The 17475-nt window shown below is 58.4% G+C and carries 19 protein-coding genes; all 19 read right to left on the reverse strand.

The window, feature by feature from the left end; all coding sequences use genetic code 11:
* Nucleotides 1-4: 4 nt before the first annotated feature.
* Nucleotides 5-742, reverse strand: coding sequence for a flagellar basal body L-ring protein FlgH (locus XX99_RS10905; RefSeq protein ID WP_231581276.1), 738 nt, complete (start codon nt 740-742; stop codon nt 5-7).
* A gap of 2 nt (nt 743-744) precedes the next feature.
* A complete protein-coding gene (locus XX99_RS10910) occupies nt 745-1335 on the reverse strand; it encodes a flagella basal body P-ring formation protein FlgA (protein WP_156185938.1) in 591 nt (196 codons plus the stop codon).
* 12 nt (nt 1336-1347) lie between these two features.
* Nucleotides 1348-2139: a flagellar basal-body rod protein FlgG gene (gene flgG / locus XX99_RS10915; RefSeq protein WP_050059445.1), complete on the reverse strand. Its 792-nt coding sequence runs from the start codon at nt 2137-2139 to the stop codon at nt 1348-1350.
* 114 nt (nt 2140-2253) lie between these two features.
* The gene (gene flgF / locus XX99_RS10920) at nt 2254-2991 is read right to left on the reverse strand and encodes a flagellar basal-body rod protein FlgF (RefSeq protein ID WP_050059446.1); all 738 of its coding nucleotides are present in this window, start codon (nt 2989-2991) and stop codon (nt 2254-2256) included.
* A 239-nt stretch (nt 2992-3230) separates the two neighbouring features.
* A complete protein-coding gene (locus XX99_RS10925) occupies nt 3231-3989 on the reverse strand; it encodes an HDOD domain-containing protein (RefSeq protein ID WP_184084911.1) in 759 nt (252 codons plus the stop codon).
* Nucleotides 3990-4004: 15 nt separating this feature from the next.
* Complete coding sequence (locus XX99_RS10930) at nt 4005-4913, reverse strand: hypothetical protein (RefSeq protein WP_082125481.1); 909 nt, start codon at nt 4911-4913, stop codon at nt 4005-4007.
* A gap of 14 nt (nt 4914-4927) precedes the next feature.
* Nucleotides 4928-5728 carry a flagellar motor switch protein FliN gene (gene fliN, locus XX99_RS28065; protein WP_050059449.1) on the reverse strand — a complete coding sequence of 267 codons (801 nt, stop codon included), beginning with the start codon at nt 5726-5728 and terminating at the stop codon, nt 4928-4930.
* A gap of 5 nt (nt 5729-5733) precedes the next feature.
* The gene (locus XX99_RS10940) at nt 5734-6702 is read right to left on the reverse strand and encodes a flagellar motor switch protein FliM (RefSeq protein ID WP_050059450.1); all 969 of its coding nucleotides are present in this window, start codon (nt 6700-6702) and stop codon (nt 5734-5736) included.
* Complete coding sequence (locus XX99_RS10945; protein WP_050059451.1) at nt 6695-7492, reverse strand: FliA/WhiG family RNA polymerase sigma factor; 798 nt, start codon at nt 7490-7492, stop codon at nt 6695-6697. Before XX99_RS10945 ends, XX99_RS10940 begins: the two co-directional genes overlap by 8 nt.
* 37 nt (nt 7493-7529) lie before the next feature.
* Nucleotides 7530-9602, reverse strand: a complete 2073-nt coding sequence (gene flhA / locus XX99_RS10950) for a flagellar biosynthesis protein FlhA (protein WP_050059452.1) — start codon at nt 9600-9602, stop codon at nt 7530-7532.
* A complete protein-coding gene (locus XX99_RS10955) occupies nt 9599-10750 on the reverse strand; it encodes an EscU/YscU/HrcU family type III secretion system export apparatus switch protein (protein ID WP_050059453.1) in 1152 nt (383 codons plus the stop codon). The genes flhA and XX99_RS10955 overlap by 4 nt, the downstream gene beginning before the upstream one ends.
* 6 nt (nt 10751-10756) lie before the next feature.
* Nucleotides 10757-11527, reverse strand: coding sequence for a flagellar biosynthetic protein FliR (gene fliR / locus XX99_RS10960; protein ID WP_050059454.1), 771 nt, complete (start codon nt 11525-11527; stop codon nt 10757-10759).
* A complete protein-coding gene (locus tag XX99_RS10965; protein ID WP_050059455.1) occupies nt 11524-11793 on the reverse strand; it encodes a flagellar biosynthetic protein FliQ in 270 nt (89 codons plus the stop codon). Before XX99_RS10965 ends, fliR begins: the two co-directional genes overlap by 4 nt.
* A gap of 2 nt (nt 11794-11795) precedes the next feature.
* Nucleotides 11796-12659, reverse strand: coding sequence for a flagellar type III secretion system pore protein FliP (fliP, locus tag XX99_RS10970; protein ID WP_231581277.1), 864 nt, complete (start codon nt 12657-12659; stop codon nt 11796-11798).
* Between the two features lie 26 nt (nt 12660-12685).
* Complete coding sequence (locus XX99_RS10975; protein WP_050059456.1) at nt 12686-13138, reverse strand: flagellar biosynthetic protein FliO; 453 nt, start codon at nt 13136-13138, stop codon at nt 12686-12688.
* Entirely contained in the window at nt 13135-13440 is a 306-nt protein-coding gene (locus tag XX99_RS10980; RefSeq protein ID WP_231581280.1) for a FliM/FliN family flagellar motor switch protein, read from the reverse strand. Before XX99_RS10980 ends, XX99_RS10975 begins: the two co-directional genes overlap by 4 nt.
* A gap of 341 nt (nt 13441-13781) precedes the next feature.
* The gene (locus XX99_RS10985; RefSeq protein WP_050059458.1) at nt 13782-15023 is read right to left on the reverse strand and encodes a flagellar hook protein FlgE; all 1242 of its coding nucleotides are present in this window, start codon (nt 15021-15023) and stop codon (nt 13782-13784) included.
* A complete protein-coding gene (locus XX99_RS10990; RefSeq protein WP_082125482.1) occupies nt 15024-15587 on the reverse strand; it encodes a flagellar hook capping FlgD N-terminal domain-containing protein in 564 nt (187 codons plus the stop codon).
* 29 nt (nt 15588-15616) lie between these two features.
* On the reverse strand, nt 15617-17416 hold the full coding sequence (locus XX99_RS10995; protein ID WP_156185941.1) for a hypothetical protein: 1800 nt from the start codon (nt 17414-17416) through the stop codon (nt 15617-15619).
* Nucleotides 17417-17475: the final 59 nt, after the last annotated feature.

Below are 17475 nucleotides of genomic sequence, written 5' to 3' on the forward strand. Positions count from 1 at the left end.
GATATCAGAATCCAAAGAGCCACAGGATGGCCTTGGTAATGGGGTTAAGAGGACGGGTGGCATCCGAGATGATCCCCTTGCCTTTCATCTCGATCTCCAGATTGCTCAGTGCCGAAGAGGCTACGGTGTTGCTCGGACCAATATCGTTGGGCCGCACCACTCCGCGGACGGTTATATCTTCATGCTGGTTGTTCATGAAGATCTTGCGTTGCGCCTCGACGACCAGATTGCCGCTGGGCAGCACGGCGATCACCTGGCCGGTCAGGCTGGTTTGAAAAGTCGTGTTCGAATCCGTCGAACCGGTCCCCTTCAATGCGGTCGAAGAGTTGGCATTGAACAGAGAGCCGAGCGTCTTGGTGCTGATATCCCCAGCCAGGCCGGTAATACCGGAGCTGGTGGCCACCGTGCGCTGATAGTTCGAGTCGCCGCTCTGCGCCGCAGTGGTTTGCACCGCGACCAGAATCACAAGGGTGTCGTTCAGCTTGCGCGCCTTGTAGTCGATGGAGAGATCCGCCAACTGTCCGCCTGCCGACCAGAGACTGCCGACTGTCTGACCCGTATCTGGCGTGCCATGCTCCTGGAGCCGGGCGAGATAGTCCGCGCGCAGCTGGGCCGGATCGTTCTTCTTTTGCTTGGCCGCTTTCGAGGTATCGGTAGTATCGGCATGCGATATCGGCGCGACAGCCATACCGAGAACGAGACCGGTCGACAAAATCTGTGCAGCGAGGTGTTTCTTCATCATCTTCATAGGCTTCCTCGCAGCAGGGTTCCGTCCACTACCTCGGCGACATAGGTCAGACGATGATCCTTGGTGGCAACCCGGATGGTTTGGCCGATCGTTCCATTCTCGAGACTGACAACGGGAAGCTTGATATGCACGCGGGGGCCATCCAGCAGGAGCGTCACAATGGAACCGGCGCGCACTGCGGGTGCGGCGGTGGCTATCGATCTCGCCGGAGCAGTCATGGGCACCGTAGCGGCTGCAGGTAATAGATGAGCTGAATCGGATGAGACGGGCTGCGCCTGACCGATCGGATTGAAGCGGACAGCGACGAAAAACGGCACACACTCTTCGGACCTAGCACAATCCAGGCGGACCATCATGCGATGATCTCCCCACGGCTCCATCGAACGGATCTTGAGCGTCGGAGTGGCGGTGGTTGCCACCACATCCGTGAGCAGTTCGACTTGCTTCGCAGATACCTGCATGCCGGCGTTGGTCATCGTGGCAGCGACCTGCTCTGCCGTAATGACTTCGCGTCCTGCCGCCGCCCCAGCCGGCAATGTTAATGCCGCGGAGAGAACAAGAGCCGAGATTGAGTTGCGTATCGTCATCGCATTACCGTCCTACTGAGCGAGCTGATTTAACTGCTGAAGCATTTCGTCGGAGGCCTTGACTACGCGCGAATTCGCTTCATACGAACGCTGCGCCAGGATCATGTTCACGAATTCGTCGACGACGTTGACGTTCGACTGCTCCAGCATGTACTGGTTGATCGTTCCCAAACCATCTGTGCCGCCCGGCGTGCCGACGGTTGGATTGCCGGAAGCCGTGGTCTGCAGATAGATGTCGTTGCCGATGCTGTTCAAGCCGCCGGGGTTCTGGAACGAAGCCAGCTGAATGGTGCCGATCTGCTGTGCCTGGGTCTGTCCCGGGAGCGTGGCGCTGATCGTTCCATCGCTGCCGACCGTGATGTTTGTTGCCGAGGGCGGGATGGTGATTCCGGGCTGCAGAGCATTGCCGTTGGCGGTAACCAGGTTCCCCTGCGCATCGGGCTGAAAGGAGCCGGCGCGCGTGTAACCGATCTGGCCGTTGGGTAGAAGGATCTGGAAAAAGCCGGCGCCCTGAATGGCGAAGTCGAGACTATTGCCGGTGGTCGTGAAGTCTCCCTGAGTTTGCACGATCTCGGTATTGCCTGGGCGCGTGCCCAATCCAAGCTGCAGTCCGGCAGCGACCGTCGTCTGCTGCGTTGCCGCGGCGCCGGGCATCACGTCGCTTTGATAAAGGAGATCGGAGAACTGCATGCGACGCGACTGAAAGCCATTGGTGCTGGAGTTGGCAAGGTTGTTCGCAATGTTGTCCAGGTTGATCTGCTGTGCGGTCATGCCGCTGGCCGCCGTATAAAGTGCATGAAACATGGTCGAGCTCCTTTTAAGACATTTCTCTCGTGGTATTTCCTACCAGGAGTAGTTAGCTTTTCTTCACCGAACAGCAGATCTCTCTTCTCCGCTCGTTCCCGCTGGAAGAGATGTTTATCCGATCTTGGGTAAATCCTGAGTTGCGGTCTTATCGATCTCCGAGTTGAACATCGACAGAGCGCGCTGCATCATCTCCGCCTGCCGCTGCGCGGTGATGAGCTCCACCATGCCGGAGACAGGATTGACGTTCGAGCTTTCCACCGCGCCTTGCCGCACCTCGGTGTTTGTAGCCGCGATCACGGAAGTGGCAGGCGCCGCATAGTAGTTGCTGCCGGCGCTGGTTACATCCGTTCCGGCAGTAAAATCCACAACCTTCACTTTGCCGAGGATGGCTCCATTCTGCGAGATGGTTCCGTCGGAGCTGATCGAGACCGGCCCCGGCGGCAGAGTGATAACTCCCTTTTCCCCCATGACGGCGTCACCGGTGCTGGTGATCAACTGTCTCTTGCTCGAAACCTGGAAGCTGCCGTTGCGCGTATACATCGGACCGTTCGCAGTCTGAACCACGAAAAAGCCCGAGCCTTCGAGCGCCATGTCGAGATCGTTGCCGGTCTTCTGCAGTGCGCCCTGGCTGAAGTCCAGGGTCGTTCCGCCGAGAACCCCATAATTGTTGATCGCCTGGTTCAATAGCGAGCTCGGCGCGCCGTTGGCGGACGCAAGCACGGAGCTGAAGATATTCTTCTCGGCCCGATAACCGGCGGTGCTTGCGTTGGCCAGGTTATTCGCGATCGTATCCAAAGCCTGCATGCGCGAAACTAAACCTGTGCATGCTGCGTAGTAACCACTGTCCATTTGGCCCTCTCGGCTACAGGAGAGTGCACGGGGCGTGCCATCCCGATAGGCAATCTTTGCCCAAAAAACAGGCCAGATTGCGGCAAAAACCAGGAGTTTGATGAGGGTTCAATGAGAATCGTTCAGAACCTGTCGAACGCTGTTCTAAGATCGTGCCGAGTCGCTCATCAAGAGGCAATCATCTTCGGGGAGTGTGATGGCCTGCACCATCAAGCGTGATCGGCCTAAGCCCGGAGAGCTTAGCCGCGCCGATGCAGCTGCGGCCGGATGCTGTATTCGAAGGGGCAATCGATAGAAGATCGATCGGCGCGCTGATGTGCGGTGCGCACGATCCCCGACCATCGGACGGGATAGCCGGCGAGATGCATTTCGCAGAAGAGCTCCATCACGCAACGGGGCAGCGACCACTGCTTGGCGATCCTGAAGCCGGTGGCGACGCTATCGTCGGAAGGAGATTCCATCCAGTCCCATCCCAGGATAGACGGCAGCAAGCCGATCCCATGAAGCAGGCCGGCCAAGTACGCTTCGTCGGGGTTAACGTCGGGCATCTCGTCTGCGACCAGCTTCGCATGCTGCGCAATCTGTTTGGAGTGGGCCCAGGTTTCAGCAATGGCATGACCGCCACCATCGCGAGACACGGTCATTGCGGACACGGCCCCGAAGCAGGTCACCAGCCCCAGGTCCGAGATGCAATCTTCAATGCGTGTGGGACGGCCTTCAGCATTGCCGTATTCGCGTCCGGCCAGACGCAGTATCTGCACCGCAGCGCCCATATCTCCGAGCACTAATCGAGATATCTCGGCGAGATCGACGGACATCTCCTGCATCCTGATGTCGAGAAGCAGTAGCGTCTCCGGCAGGACAGGAACGTCAGGAAAATCGCAGGAGAAATCGACCTGCAATAGCTGGTGTTTTTCTTCAGGTGGCTTGCGCCCTACTTCAGTATGGAAAACGGAATTCTTGAGCACTGTGCCACCACCTGGCACAGTTATCGGCAATTTATTGCAATCCTTTTACCCTAAAGAGCCGACGCATTCATCAAGAATCACGGAATTCTTCACATACCGTACATCTGCAGCGTTTTTGAGCTGAAAAAGGAGATCGATTCGGCGGCTCTTTCCCGCCAGCCTTGCCCAAATGTAATTTCGGCAGTAAGCAAAACTGGCCTCTCGCGCCGCTATCTCCGACGCATATCCTCCCAAAGTTCTTGCCATCTGAGTCGGAGTGCCCGGATCTTCGACAACCGCCTCTTCGCATCCCGAGGTTACGGCCAGATGGTCCATCTGCTCGCCGAATTGCGAGGGAGTGATAAAGCAGGGTTCCGCGCGGCACCCGGTAATCTGCTCGAGCGACTGCAGGAAGCTATGATCGACACGATAAACAAAACCCAAAACCAACCGCTTGGCTGCCGCCGCGTAATGCAGAGGAACTGCAGCATAGGTTTGCATCAAAGTTGTGGGGATCTCGGCTTCGATCGGCTCCGTCACGCGGTCACTTCCGCAAAAGGGATATCCCCACTGCGCGGCCCTGGCCGCGGCAATCTGCTTCTCATTCGCAATGCCCAGCCGAATCAGCGTGCCTTCCAGCTTTTCGCCGTTGCGCTCACTCTCCACAATCGCAAAGCGAAGCTGATCGTCCGTCAAATAATTCTTCGACAGCATGATGAGACCGATGGACAGCCGCGGGTCCCGCGGCATCTCCATTACCCGGCGCCGCGACAATGCGGAGATCCGGGTACGCGCCGATACAATGAAGCAATCAACGCCGCAATACCAGGAGTCGCCGATGGTGATGCCGATGCGGCTCTGGGGAACGCTCCGCATCAGCATCTTGTTATGACACGTGGGCAACCCGCATACCGCGCGCATGTTTTTCCATCCCCGGCTCATCGATGGCAGGAAAGATCCAAGCGACAATCTCATCGGACTTACCTCTTTCAACGTGCGAAATGCGACGAAATGGGTTGGGTGATTTCGGTGACGCGGAGACCATAATTGCCGTCGACGATGACGGCTTCTCCGCGCGCGATCAGCTTGCCATCCAACAACAGCTCCACAGGCTCGTCGACAAGACGATCCAGCTCGATGACCGCACCGCTCTCCAGCTCCAGCACCTCGCGAAGCGGCAACTGGCGTTGACCGAAGCGCAGAGACACATTCAGCTCCACATCCATCACCAGCTTGAGATTGGTGGGATCAATCAGAATCTGCTCGGACTCGGAAGCAGCCTTCGATTCCGATTGAGACGTAAGCTCGTTCAGAAGCTGGCCGTCGAAGTAGAGCAGCACGGGAATGGCGGCACTTCCCTTTTCGGAAGCTTCGAGAGGAACGACAAACATTCCCCCGAAAGCCAGGCCCTTCACCTTCTCGACCTTGAAGGTCAGCTCTCCATATTGATCGGAGAGTGCAGCCGACAATCCTGGCGTGGCGGACACGATCGCTTTCTGCAGTGCATCCGCATGGTCGTCGGTGTAAGCCTCCTCAGGGTGATCCAAGATCTTCGCACCGAGAAGAGCCACCTGCGGCTCGTAGGACTCGATGAAGCATTCGCCCTGGCGCGCTCCATCGACAGTCAAACGATAGTGGACCGGCTGTCCCTGACGAGTGGCAAGGTCGGGGCTGTCTAAAGTTTTGAGATGCCACTCCGACCCAACCAACTGAGTGAGCGAATCGGCAAAGGATTCTGCGAAAGCCGCTGCAAATACATGCGCGGCATTTTTATTGCTCTGGTTATCCACGATGTCTATTCCCCTTCCCAGCTTGACCGTTGCGCCCTGCGGCCGAGTTGCGCCGCCTTCTGAGTGCCATTCCTGACTGGCACCGCCTCGAATACTTCTTCTCCTTTTACCGTCAACTTTCCAGGGCTACGAACCGGCGCACGCAGCTTCAAGACCGATCCGGGCTGCAGGGAGATCAGATCCTTTACCGCTACTTTGATATTGAGTAACTCAGCCGCCACTTCGAAGTCGCAATCGAGAATGCGATCACGCAGGCTGGGTGTGGGGAAAAAGCGAGCTCCGCGCTTCTTCTGCGGCTGCTCCATCTTGATCTGTTTGATCAAAATATTCAGGAACAGCGTTGGAAAAACCAGCTGAAGCGAACCGGTGACGCCTGCAATCTCTATCTCGAACTTCACGAGCGTGACTTTTTCGTTGGGCGGGCAGTATTGATGCAGCACCGACGCCTTGATGCGGCGATTGGGAACGAGAGACATACTGGGCATGCGCCACGCATTCTCCGCCTGCCGCGCGATCAGCGTCGTCACATCGTGCATGATCTCTTCTTCGATCTCCGAGAGCTCGCGCGTCTCGTTGACCGGTCCGCCACCGTTGCCGCCCATGAGCAGATCGATGATGGGAAAAACCAGGTGGATGTCGCACTCAACGATCATGGTGCTCGGGACCGTGCTCAAAGAACAGGGTGCGATGTAACTAAGCGGTGGAATGCTGGAGATATGATCCTTGATCGGCAGCTGATCCAGCGCCTGGAACTTCACTTCCAATCCGGAGCCCAGATACACGTCGAGAGCGCTCGCGAAATGCCGCGCAAACGTCTCGTGGATCGCAGTCAGTGCGCGGGCGTTTTCATTGGACAATCGCCCCGCCGACCGGAAATTGCAGGGATAGACAGATCGCGGCTTGCCACCCGGCTTGCGCGAGTCCGCCTGGCGCGACGCTTTCAGCATCGAGTCAATCTGCTCCTGATCAAACATGCTCACGATAGCCTCCTACTGCCGTTTCCGCCGGTATTGGCCGTGCTTTCAAATGCGCGAGTGATTCGCGCAGCTTCTTCATCGTCGCCTGGCGTATCTGCGATACCCGCGACAACGCCACGCCCACGACCTCCGCGATCTCCTTCATGGTGAGCTCTTCGCGGTAGTAGAGGGAGATGATCAGCTGTTCCCTCTCGGTGAGCTTCGAGATTGCCTCGGCGAGATGCGCCTTCATCTCACCCTGCAGGCAAAGATCGAATGGATCGGGGTCGTCGAGATTCGGCGCCGATTCGATCACGTCCAGTGCCTCGGCGCGATCATTGGACGCGACCAGCTGCTGGCCGGCCAGATGCAGCCCATCGAGCTGCTGGATGATCTTGCGCAGGTGATCGGTCTCGATGCCCATCTCCTTCGCGATCTCCGCCTCGGCAGGATGCCGCCCATACCGGGCCTCGAGCTTCGCCGTGGTGTCCGCAATTTCGCGTCCACGCCGGCGCAGCGAGCGCGATCCCCAATCCGCTTCGCGCAGGCTGTCCAGGATGGCGCCTCGAATGCGGAACTTCGCATAGGTCTTGAACTGGGCGTTCTTCGAGCTATCGAAGGTCCGGCTGGCCTCGAGTAATCCGATCACACCGGCATTCACCAGATCCTCCAGCTCCACATGCTGGGGAAGGCGCTCCCGGATGCGCGATGCAATGTAATAGACCTGTGAAAGCTCCTGCATCACCAGATCATTACCCTGGTCCACTTCTGCCAAGCTTGTTTTGTATGCCACTTCGGCTGGCGTCATTTGTTCACCTCATTCAACGTGTAAATATCAAGTAGCTTCATCGAACAGAACCTAAGGACTGTACCTGCGTCATCGGTGGAATCTCCGAGGGTGAAATAACCACGATTTTTGGAATGAATGGCTCCAGGAGCCGCTTCAGGTAGAAGCGTCCCGGTGAAGCACAGAGAAGCACAGGGGGAGCCATCGTAACCTGATCGCCAAGCATCGAGCGCAAACCATCGAGCACCCTGCGGGCTACGGAAATCTGCATCGCGCCACCGGCGATCAACTGCGGGTTTTGCGTGCGCGAGCACTCTTCTTCAATCGAGCTATCCAGAGTGACCACCTTCAGCTGGCCGCGCTCGTTGAGCAGAGGACGAATCAGGGCGCGTCCCAGCGAGTGTCTTGCCGACTCGACCAGGGCCACAGGATTCTTGTTGATCGCTGCCGTCTCGACCAGCGCTTCGAGAATGCTTCCGATGTCGCGGATGGAAACCTGCTCGCGCAGCAATTGCTGCAGCACCTTCTGAATTTCGCCCAGGCTCATGAGCTTCGGCGTCAGCTCTTCGACCAACTTGGGATGCGAATCTCCAATGCGATCTACCAGGCGCTTCGTTTCCGAACGGGTAAGCAGGTCATGCGCGTTCTGCTTGATCAGCTCGGCGAGGTGAGCAGCCAGCACCGCAGTGTGGTCCACGACCGCATATCCAGCGGAGATAGCCTGCGCCTGCAAGTCGGGAGTGATCCACTTCGCGGGCGAATCGAAGGCCGGCTCGCGCGTCTCCTGGCCGGGAATATCTCCGGGCTTCGGATTGGAATTCACTGCAAGCAGCCGGTCCCGGCGCATCTCCCAGCGCGCAATCTCTACGCCGCGGAGATAGACGACATACTCACGCTCCTTGAGCGAAAGATTGTCGGTGATATGGATCGAAGGCACCAGAAATCCCAGCTGCTGCGCGAGATTCTTGCGCAGCGACTTCACTCGCGCCAATAATTGGCCACCCTGCTTCGCGTCGACCAGCGGCACCAGGCCGATACCGACCTCAAGCATCAGCTCGTCGAGCTTGAGCACTGCATCCATCGGATCGATGGAGGGTGCGCCCGGAACTGCGCCCTTGCCTGCCGCTCCTTTGGCTGTTACGGCGTCGGTTGCAGCGGCTGGCTTCATCTTACTGGCGGCGTACATAGTGGCTCCGCCCAAGGCAAGGAATGCAATCTTTGGCATGCCGGGAATGAGCGCCAGAGCCACCAGCACGCCGCTGACAATCCACAGCGGTCGCGATGTTCTGAAGACCTGCTTCGTGATGTCGACGCCGAGAGAGCGGTCCGAAGCGGCGCGGGTGACGACAATGCCTCCGGCGACCGATACCAGCAGCGAAGGAATGATTGCGACGAGTCCATCGCCGACGGTGAGAATGGTGTAGGTCTTGAGCGCCTGCGCAAACGGCACGCCCTGTTGAAAGACGCCGATCAGGAAGCCGGCCACGATGTTGATGGCCATGATGAGGATGGTGGCCAGCGAATCTCGCTGACTGAAGCGCGCTGCGCCGTCCATGGAGCCGCAGAACTCGGCTTCGCGTGACACCGCTTCGCGGCGGGTGCGCGCCACATCCGCAGTGATGAGGCCGGTGTTCAGGTCGGAGTCGATCGCCATCTGCTTGCCGGGCATGGCGTCGAGCGTGAAGCGCGCCGTCACTTCAGCGGTACGAACCGCGCCGTGGCTGACGACGAGATATTGAATGGCGATCAGCGCTATAAAGATGACGAAGCCGACGATGTAGTTTCCGCCGACCACGAACTGGCCGAAGGCCTCGATCACCTTTCCGGCTGCTGACGGACCTTCATTGCCGTGCAGCAGGATGCGCCGGGTGCTGGCCAGATCCAGCGACAATCGCATCAACGTCAGCAGCAGGATGAGACTTGGGAATACCGAGAACTCCACCGGGCGCAGGATCTGAATCGCGGTCAGCAGCACCAGCACCGAGGCCACGATATTCAGCGTGAGCAGCATATCGAGGATGAAGCTCGGCAGCGGCACGAGCATCACAAACACCAGGGCCACTGCCGCTGTGGGAATGACCCACTCGGATGAGGTGCGAAGCGAATTGAGCAGTCCGGATTTTTTGTTCACAGCGGTCTCACTTCTCCTTGCGGATTGGGTGTTGGCGGTTTGGGTGCGGGCGGCTTAGCCGCAGACGGATTCGCATACGCTCTTCTTTGTGCCTCGCGCTGCTTCACCTCGGCCTGTGCCTTGTAGACCAGGACCAGAATTTCGGCAACGGCGTGATAAAGAGCAGCGGGAATGGTGTCGCCAACTTCGACGCCCTTGTAAAGCGCCTGCGCCAAAGGCTTGTTTTCCATCACCGGGATATCGTTTTCCCGGGCAATTTCCTTGATCTTCGCGGCCAGCAGGTCGAGCCCCTTGGCCACGACGATGGGAGCGGCCATGTCTGTTTCGTAACGCAGGGCAACCGCGTAGTGCGTCGGATTCGTAACCACGACAGTTGCAGTTGCCGCAGCCTTGATCATCTGCTTGCGCCGCGCGGCTCGCTGCATCTTTCGAATTCTCGCCTTGTTGGCGGGATTGCCGTCGGTATCCTTGACCTCTTCGCGGATCTCCTGGCGGCTCATCTTGAGGTCACCCTCGCTCTTCAACCGCAGGAGCGCATAATCCACGCCCGACCACAGCAGGAGGATCAGGCTGGACTTCCAACAGACCTCGACCAGCATGGCGCTCACCAGATTCGCGAAGGCGCGGCCATCGATAAAGGCGCTGCCCAGAATTTCGCCCCAGTGGCTGCGCATACAGGCCACACCCACCCACACGATAGCGGCGAATGGCAGCAGCGACTTGAGAACGTTGCTGAGCGCGGCTGGCGAAAACATCTGCTGCAGCTTGTTGGCCGGGCTGAAGCGCTCGAACTTCGGAGCCATGGCTTCGGCGGCAAAGACGAAACCTCCCTGCGCCACTCCCGAGGCCAGCGACACGACGAGACCAGTCATCAAGATAGGGACCATCCAGCGGAATACTTCGACGCTGGTCCAGAACAAGAGCGGTCCATTCGGCTCGATCGTGTCGGTGCTCGCCGAGTCCAATGTGTTTCTGAAGAAGTCTGTCCAATGAGGTCCGACCTGACGGCCGACCAGCGACAGCACCGCGGCGACGGCAACCAGGGACAGAGAGCCGGTCAATTCGCGCGAACGCGTGACCTGGCCCTGCTGCCGCGCTCTTTGGCGCCGCCGCGGTGTCGCCTGTTCTGTTTTGCTCGAATCAGCCATGGTGTCTCAATGTGCCAAATGCAGTAAACGTTCGCCGTTTTGTATGGAGCCCAGAAACAAGCGGTAGAAAAGATCCGGCCAATACTTCAGCGTTGCGATCAGAATGAGCAGCCCCAGCAAACTCTTCACGGCCGGTCCCAGCATCATGAGGGGCATCTGCGGTGAGGCCTTGCCCAGCAAGCCGAGGACGATATCCGCTACCAGGGTTGCCGATAAAACAGGCGCGGCAATCTGGATGCCCAAAGCGAACACTTCTCCGCCTGTCTTGAATACATTCGTCGTAAACAGGCTGCTCAGGTGCGTGGCGCCCGCGGGCAGATACAGATAGCTATTACCGATTGCATGCAGCAGCCAGTAGTGAACATCCATGCGAAGAAACAGCAGCATCACGATGCTCTGATAGAAGAGCGCGACGACCGTGGTGTCTACCTGCGTCTGCGGATCGAGGATGTTGATGAGCGAGTAGCCCATTTGAATGCCGAGCACCTGTCCGGTCAATTGCACTGCTTCAAAGACAACGTTGGTCGCGATGCCCATGCCCACGCCGATCAGAAACTCAGTGAAGACCAGGAACGGCCAATCCGACAGCGCATGAACGCCAAGCTGCTGCCCGCAGGTGGGAAATAACAGCACGCTGAGAGCAAGAACCAGGATGGCCTTCACACGCGACGGAATCACGACGCTTCCAAAGAACGGCGCGAACAGCATGAGCCCAGTCAGGCGCACGCCGATGGTCAGCAGACCGCTAATGATCGTGAGTAGGGGTATCTGAATCATTGCAAATAACTTTGAAAGTTAGACAGCATGGTCAATGTGTAGTTGGCCAGATGACGCCACATCCACGGCATCATGAAGAACAACGCGGAACCTGTAGCAAGAAGCCGAATCACTGTCGAAACGGTGTTGTCCTGCAGCGAAGTGAGCACTTGCAGGATGTTGATCACCAGGCTGACGACGATTGCGACGACCAAGATCGGGCCGACCAGGATCATCACTTCCTGCAGCATCTGTCGTCCGAGCAGTACGACCTGATCTACACCCATGGTTAGTTGAAGCTCCTCATCAGCGAACTCACCAGCAGATGCCAACCATCCACCATCAGAAAAAGCAGAAGTTTGAGCGGGGTGGAAATAACCACCGGCGGCAGTTGCAGCATGCCTACCGAGGTGGTGATCGATGCCACCACCATGTCGACGATCAGGAACGGCAGGAATAACACGGTGCCGATCTGAAAGCCGGCCTTCAGCTCGGAAAGAATGTAAGCCGGCAAGAGTACGCGCATCGATAGATCATTCACGGAAGCCGGGCGCGGTTCCTTGGCCAGATCGATAAAGAGGGCTACGTCTTTCTCGCGCACATAGTGGGCCATGAACCCGCGCATCGGCTCTTCCGCTCGGCTCAATGCATCGAGAACGGAGATCTGACCCGATTCCATAGGCACAAAAGCATCGCTATAGATCTTGGCGGCAATGGGCTGCATGACAAAGAAGGTCATGATCAGCGAAAGTCCGATGAGCGTCTGGTTGGACGGCGTGGTCTGAAGTCCCAGAGCCTGACGCAGAAAGTGAAAGACGATGAGCAGCCGCGCAAACGGAGTCATGCACAGCAGGATGGAAGGAATCAGCGTCAGCCCAGTAAGCGTGACGATGATCGGCCAGGGGAGCGATTGCCCCGGCACACCCGGTGCGTTCGGCATCTGGAAGTTGAGCCCGCCAGGCGCGGGACTAGCCGACAACTGTGAGTTGCCGAAATTCGATGGCATCTTGGAAAGCTGGCTCATCGCGGATGAGGAAGCATTGGATGATTGAAACTGGCGGCCGAGCGATTGCGATGTCTCGATTCCGGGCAGAGAAAAGCGTGCCTGCGCCGCACCGGGAATGGTGGCGGAAAGGAGCAAAGAAACGATCATCACAAGTCGCCGGGCCTTGAAGCGGTTCATTCAGAGATCCCTTCGATGCGCAGCGCGGAAGCATTCGCAGTCTCCTGCCCCGCTCCCAGTTGGGCCAGCAGCGAAACGCCGGCCGTGCCGCCGCCAATCAGGAACTCCCGGCCTTCGATCGTGATCAGAGCGACGAATCGCTTCTCTCCGAGCGAGACCGTTTCCGCTACGCGAAGCCGCTTGTTGGTCGTCACGGTGTATTTCTTATGCAGCCATGCCCATACGCGAGTCACCGTATTCACCAGCGGCTGCTGTTGCTGCTTGAATCTCGCGAGAAAATCCGGAGCTATCTGCAGGCGGGGCCACTGTAATACGGAGTGGCTCTGTGCAATCTGAGACAACGAGGCTCGAAAGGAGGCGCCTGCGGTCGCAAACTGCGGCATCGGTGAGGACATGCGCGGGCGCGAGGCCGGCGCAGAAGAGCGGCGCTTACGATTCTTAGCACTCATACTTGATCCGTAATTCGTACGGCGAGGCAGTCTCCGATAACTTCAAACTCGGTCCAGCCAATCAATAGTTGATTCACACGCAGCGGAACGTCGCTGGTGTGATGGCAAGCAGTCTCGACGATCGAGCCCTTGGTGAGCTTGAGAAGATCGCCGATCGTAAACTGCACCACAGGCAGGTCGAGACTCAACGTGCATGGCAGCCAAGGCATGGTGTCGAGCAGATCGCCCCCACTCGGAATCGGGGTAGCCGGTGGATAGGTCTCAGCAGGCTTTACTTCCGGGTTCGGCATTGCAGTACTCATTCGTCCTCGCGCGTCCTGGCGCCACACTTACCCCCCGAGATTTGGCCGATAAGATACCGGTCTGAACTGGAAGGCAATGAGTGGAGCGATTGTGCCGATGTAAATGCAATCGAAGGGCCGGAATTTTTAGCGCAGCACGGGCATCCGCGCATGTGCATTGCGCGGTGCCTAGATCATTGTTTTTAAAAGATTTGCGGATGGCTGCGTGTTAGCTGCGCAAGCCCGCTGCCGGTGAGACAGCGATGAGATAGGCGGGGCGGTGGAAGTAGCCCGCCAGGCAGAGAATCCGCCTGGCGGGAGTTTCTAATCGTACGCTAACCACTGCGAGACACGAGCCTCGACTAGCTGATGAGCTGAATCGTTGCCTGTGACACCTGATCGAGCGTAGTCAGCACCTTGGCGTTCGCTTCATAGCCCTGCTGCGCGACGATCATGTTAGCGAATTCGGCGGAGAGGTTCACGTTCGAACCCTCGACCGATCCGCCAGTGATGACGCTGGTGGTGCCATTGGCCTGTCCGACAGCGGCTTGTCCCGAGGCAAGCGTGGCCTGGTAGTCGGTGCTGCTGGATTGCTGCAGTCCCTGGACGTTGGCAAACTGCGCCACCGCGACCTGTCCGAGAGCCAGGGTCTGATTGTTGCTGAACGTACCTTCCACGGTTCCGTTGGACTCGACGGTGTAGCTGGTAAGCGTTCCGTCCGGGAAGCCGTTTGTCGTCGGGTTGCTCGAAGTGCTGTCGGACGCCAGCTGCGTGATGATCGGGCTGGTGCCGGTGCCATTCAGGTTCCAGCTCATGCTCATGTTGGCTGCGCCATCCGCCAGGCCGGTAACGTTGATGCCGGTAACGCTGCCGGCAGGAGAGGTCAGTTGGCCGCTGGAATTGAAGGTAAGAGTTCCGCTGCCCACTTGGGTAGTAGTTCCGGTTCCGCCGGTGATGTTAGAAGAGGGGACGGTAACGCTATAGCTCCAATTACCGGCCGAGTTATTGGTGAATTGCACATTCAGCTGCAGCGGATTGCCCAGCGAATCATAAACGGTGATAGGCGCGTTGAAGGTAGTGCCGGCCGCGGCATTCGAATTGAGGTTCGCTTCCACGGAGAAGCTCGTGCTGGCCGTGCCTGGAACCGTGTTCGATTCACCTACGTTGATCGGTGCAAGCGCACCGCTGGTCGAAACCACACCGTTCGTCGCGGGGAATCCCATGACCAACTGACCGCTGGGAGTGACAAGCTGACCGGCATTATTGGTGGTGAAGTCGCCGGCGCGTGTGTAGCTCTCTGTGCCATTGCTATTCTGCACCACGAAGAAGCCGTTGCCCTGCAGCGCCATGTTCGAAGGAACACCGGTCGAAGTGGGGCTGCCGTTGGTGAAATTGGAGGTGGTGCCTTCAACCTCTACGCCGGAGCCGATCTGGATGGGATCGCCATTTCCAGAATTGCCTGTCGCGGCATTCATGATGTCGCCGAAGTTGAGCGTTTCATCTTTGAAGCCATCCGTGTTGAGGTTGGCCAGGTTGTTCGCGATGACGTTCAGCTCTGACGAGGTTGCTGAAAGACCAGACAGTGGAATCGAGAATGCGGACATTTATCTTCCTCCTAGGTGTGTGGAGCTTGAAGTCGTGGCTTGGGTCCCGACGTTGCCATACAGATTCATGAACCCATTCGTATTTACGCCGTTCGTTGCTGCTGGCATCTGGCCGAGGGCCGCAGCAGCAGCAGCAGAAGCGGAGTGGGGGGAAGCTGCTCCGTTGATTGCGTTCGATGAGCCGACGACGTCAGGAGTGCCGGAACCAGAGCCGGAGCCGGAGCCAGAGCCCGAACCGGAACCTGAACCAGAGCCGGAACTTCCCGATGCGCCGCCGGTGAGGCTCGTCAACGTCGAGTTGATGGAGATAAGTTGATCCAGCTGGTTGAGAGAGACCATCTGACCGACCATCTCGGTGGGATTAACCGGAGCCGTGGGATCCTGGTTTTGCAACTCAGTCACCAGCAGGCTGAGAAAAGTCTGCTGAAGGCTGGCCGCCGAAGTGCCGTTGCCCGCGCTGTTCGAACCGCTCGAGCTATTCGCATTGCTCGTTGCCGCAGCAGAATTGGCTGTCTGTGCATGCACCGGAGCGGACATAAGCGGGGTAAATCCTTGAATACTCATTTGCCTTTCCTCTCTTGAAAAACTTTTCGTTATGCCTGGATATCCAACCGATAGCCATCGCCCGTTGCTGCCATTGCCACCGGACTCAAGCTGCTGTCGGCTTCCATGGAAGCCTCAACACTCTCAACCTGCCCAGACCGCGCATATGCTCTGTGGTCCTGCTGCGACTGCGACGACTGTCCCGAATTGCCGGAGAACGATGAACCCTGGTTATTGACCTCGATCACCGTGTGAAGCCCATATTCATTTCCAAGCTTCGTCTGCACCGAGGAGATATGAGCAGAGATAGCCTGGCTCAAATCGCCGTGATCCAGAGAAATCTGAGCCAGCATCTGCTGTTGCGAAACCGAGGTGCGAATCGAGATATCGCCGAATTCGTTCGAGTGCATTCCCACACGAATCTCGGACTCGTTTATGGTCTGAATGAGTTTTGCGGTATTCACTCCGGAGGTTGCCGCGGCCTCGCCGCTCTCTACTTGAGCCGGCACCGTCTCCGCTTTTGTCTCGCTCTGGCGAGGAGCGATGTCCGCGCCATCGGTCGCACGGCTCGCGGACGCCGTCTCGTGAGAGGCCACGTGCGCCTGAATTGTCTGAGCCTGCACCTGCATCGCCGCGCCGCCATCTGCAACCTTTACCGCCGGCAACGCCGGATCGGAAGCTCCGGATTGCGAATGCGGCGTGGGCTGCCCGTTGTTCTGGGCGCTTTGCGATGAGGCATCGGCTGTACCGCTGACCGCGTCGCCTGAAGGCTTCTTGCCCAGATCCGCAACGCTGGTGACATCGGGATTCTTGGAGGCGGAGTCAGAAGACAGCTTCTGCACCGATTTATCCATCGCCTGGCCGGCATCGCTGTTACCGGCGAGACCGGTGGTTGCCGCCAGGTTGATCGGCAAGGTAAAGGTCTGGCCCGCGAGCTGCGTTGCAGCATTCGCCCCATCCTGCTGCGCGACACTTGCTTGTGCGCTCGCATTCGCGCTAGTCGCTGCAGATGTCTGTCCATCGAGAGTCGCATCGGGAGAAGATGCCGAGGGCTTCGCTTGCGGTACGGCATGTTCCGCGGGGCCCGCTTCCACTTGAGGCGTAACCGCTTGCTGCGGCACATTGCGCATCAAGGAGGCGAGGCGTGCGTCGAGGGTTTCGGTGGCGGACAATGACGACCCGTTCGCGGCCGTTCCGCCAGAAACAGCGCCGCCGCTGGCCTGTTGGCCGCTCTGTTGCGAGTTGGCCACACCGTTGGGCAGATTCCATGGAAGGGATACGGCTTTATCAGTGGGAAGAATCGGCGAGGCCACATTGGCGCCCGCATTTGTAACTGCCGCAGATACTTGTGTCTTTTCCTGCTTGGCCGGCCCGCCGCTTCCTGCATTCGCAACAGAGTGCGCCTTCGCGCCTGCGAGCGCAGAGCTGTCTTCTGTAGCGTCCTGTCCGGAGGCGTTCGCAACGACCGCCTGCAGGATGAGGTTGGAGGGAATGTTCTGCGTCGATGTCAATTGCGCCGAACCTGTAGTGGCCGCTGAACCTGTCGCTGTCGACAAAGTCGACACGCCGGTTTCGTCGGACGCTGCACCCGAAGTCTGCCCATTCTCAATCACGGATGAGGCATCCCCATCTTGAGTGCCTGACTTCGCCTCTGCCGCGGCGTTCTTCTGATCGAATGCGGCGAGCGTCTTCGCATCGCCTTTGATCAAGCCGTTTCCGGGAGCCGCCACTTCGGCGACGCTGGCGAGAAGCGCCTGAAAGGCGCCTCCCGCAGAATGGGCCGCCGCCGCCGATTGCGGTGCTGCCGTACTGGAGTTCGTCGATGACGCTGCGATTCGCACGCCTGACATATTGCACGTTGCGCGCCAGCATCGGACCAATCTGCGTGCCATCTGCGGCCACAGAATCC

The sequence above is a fragment of the Silvibacterium bohemicum genome (assembly GCF_001006305.1).
In the GTDB taxonomy this organism is placed as follows: Bacteria; Acidobacteriota; Terriglobia; order Terriglobales; family Acidobacteriaceae; genus Silvibacterium; species Silvibacterium bohemicum.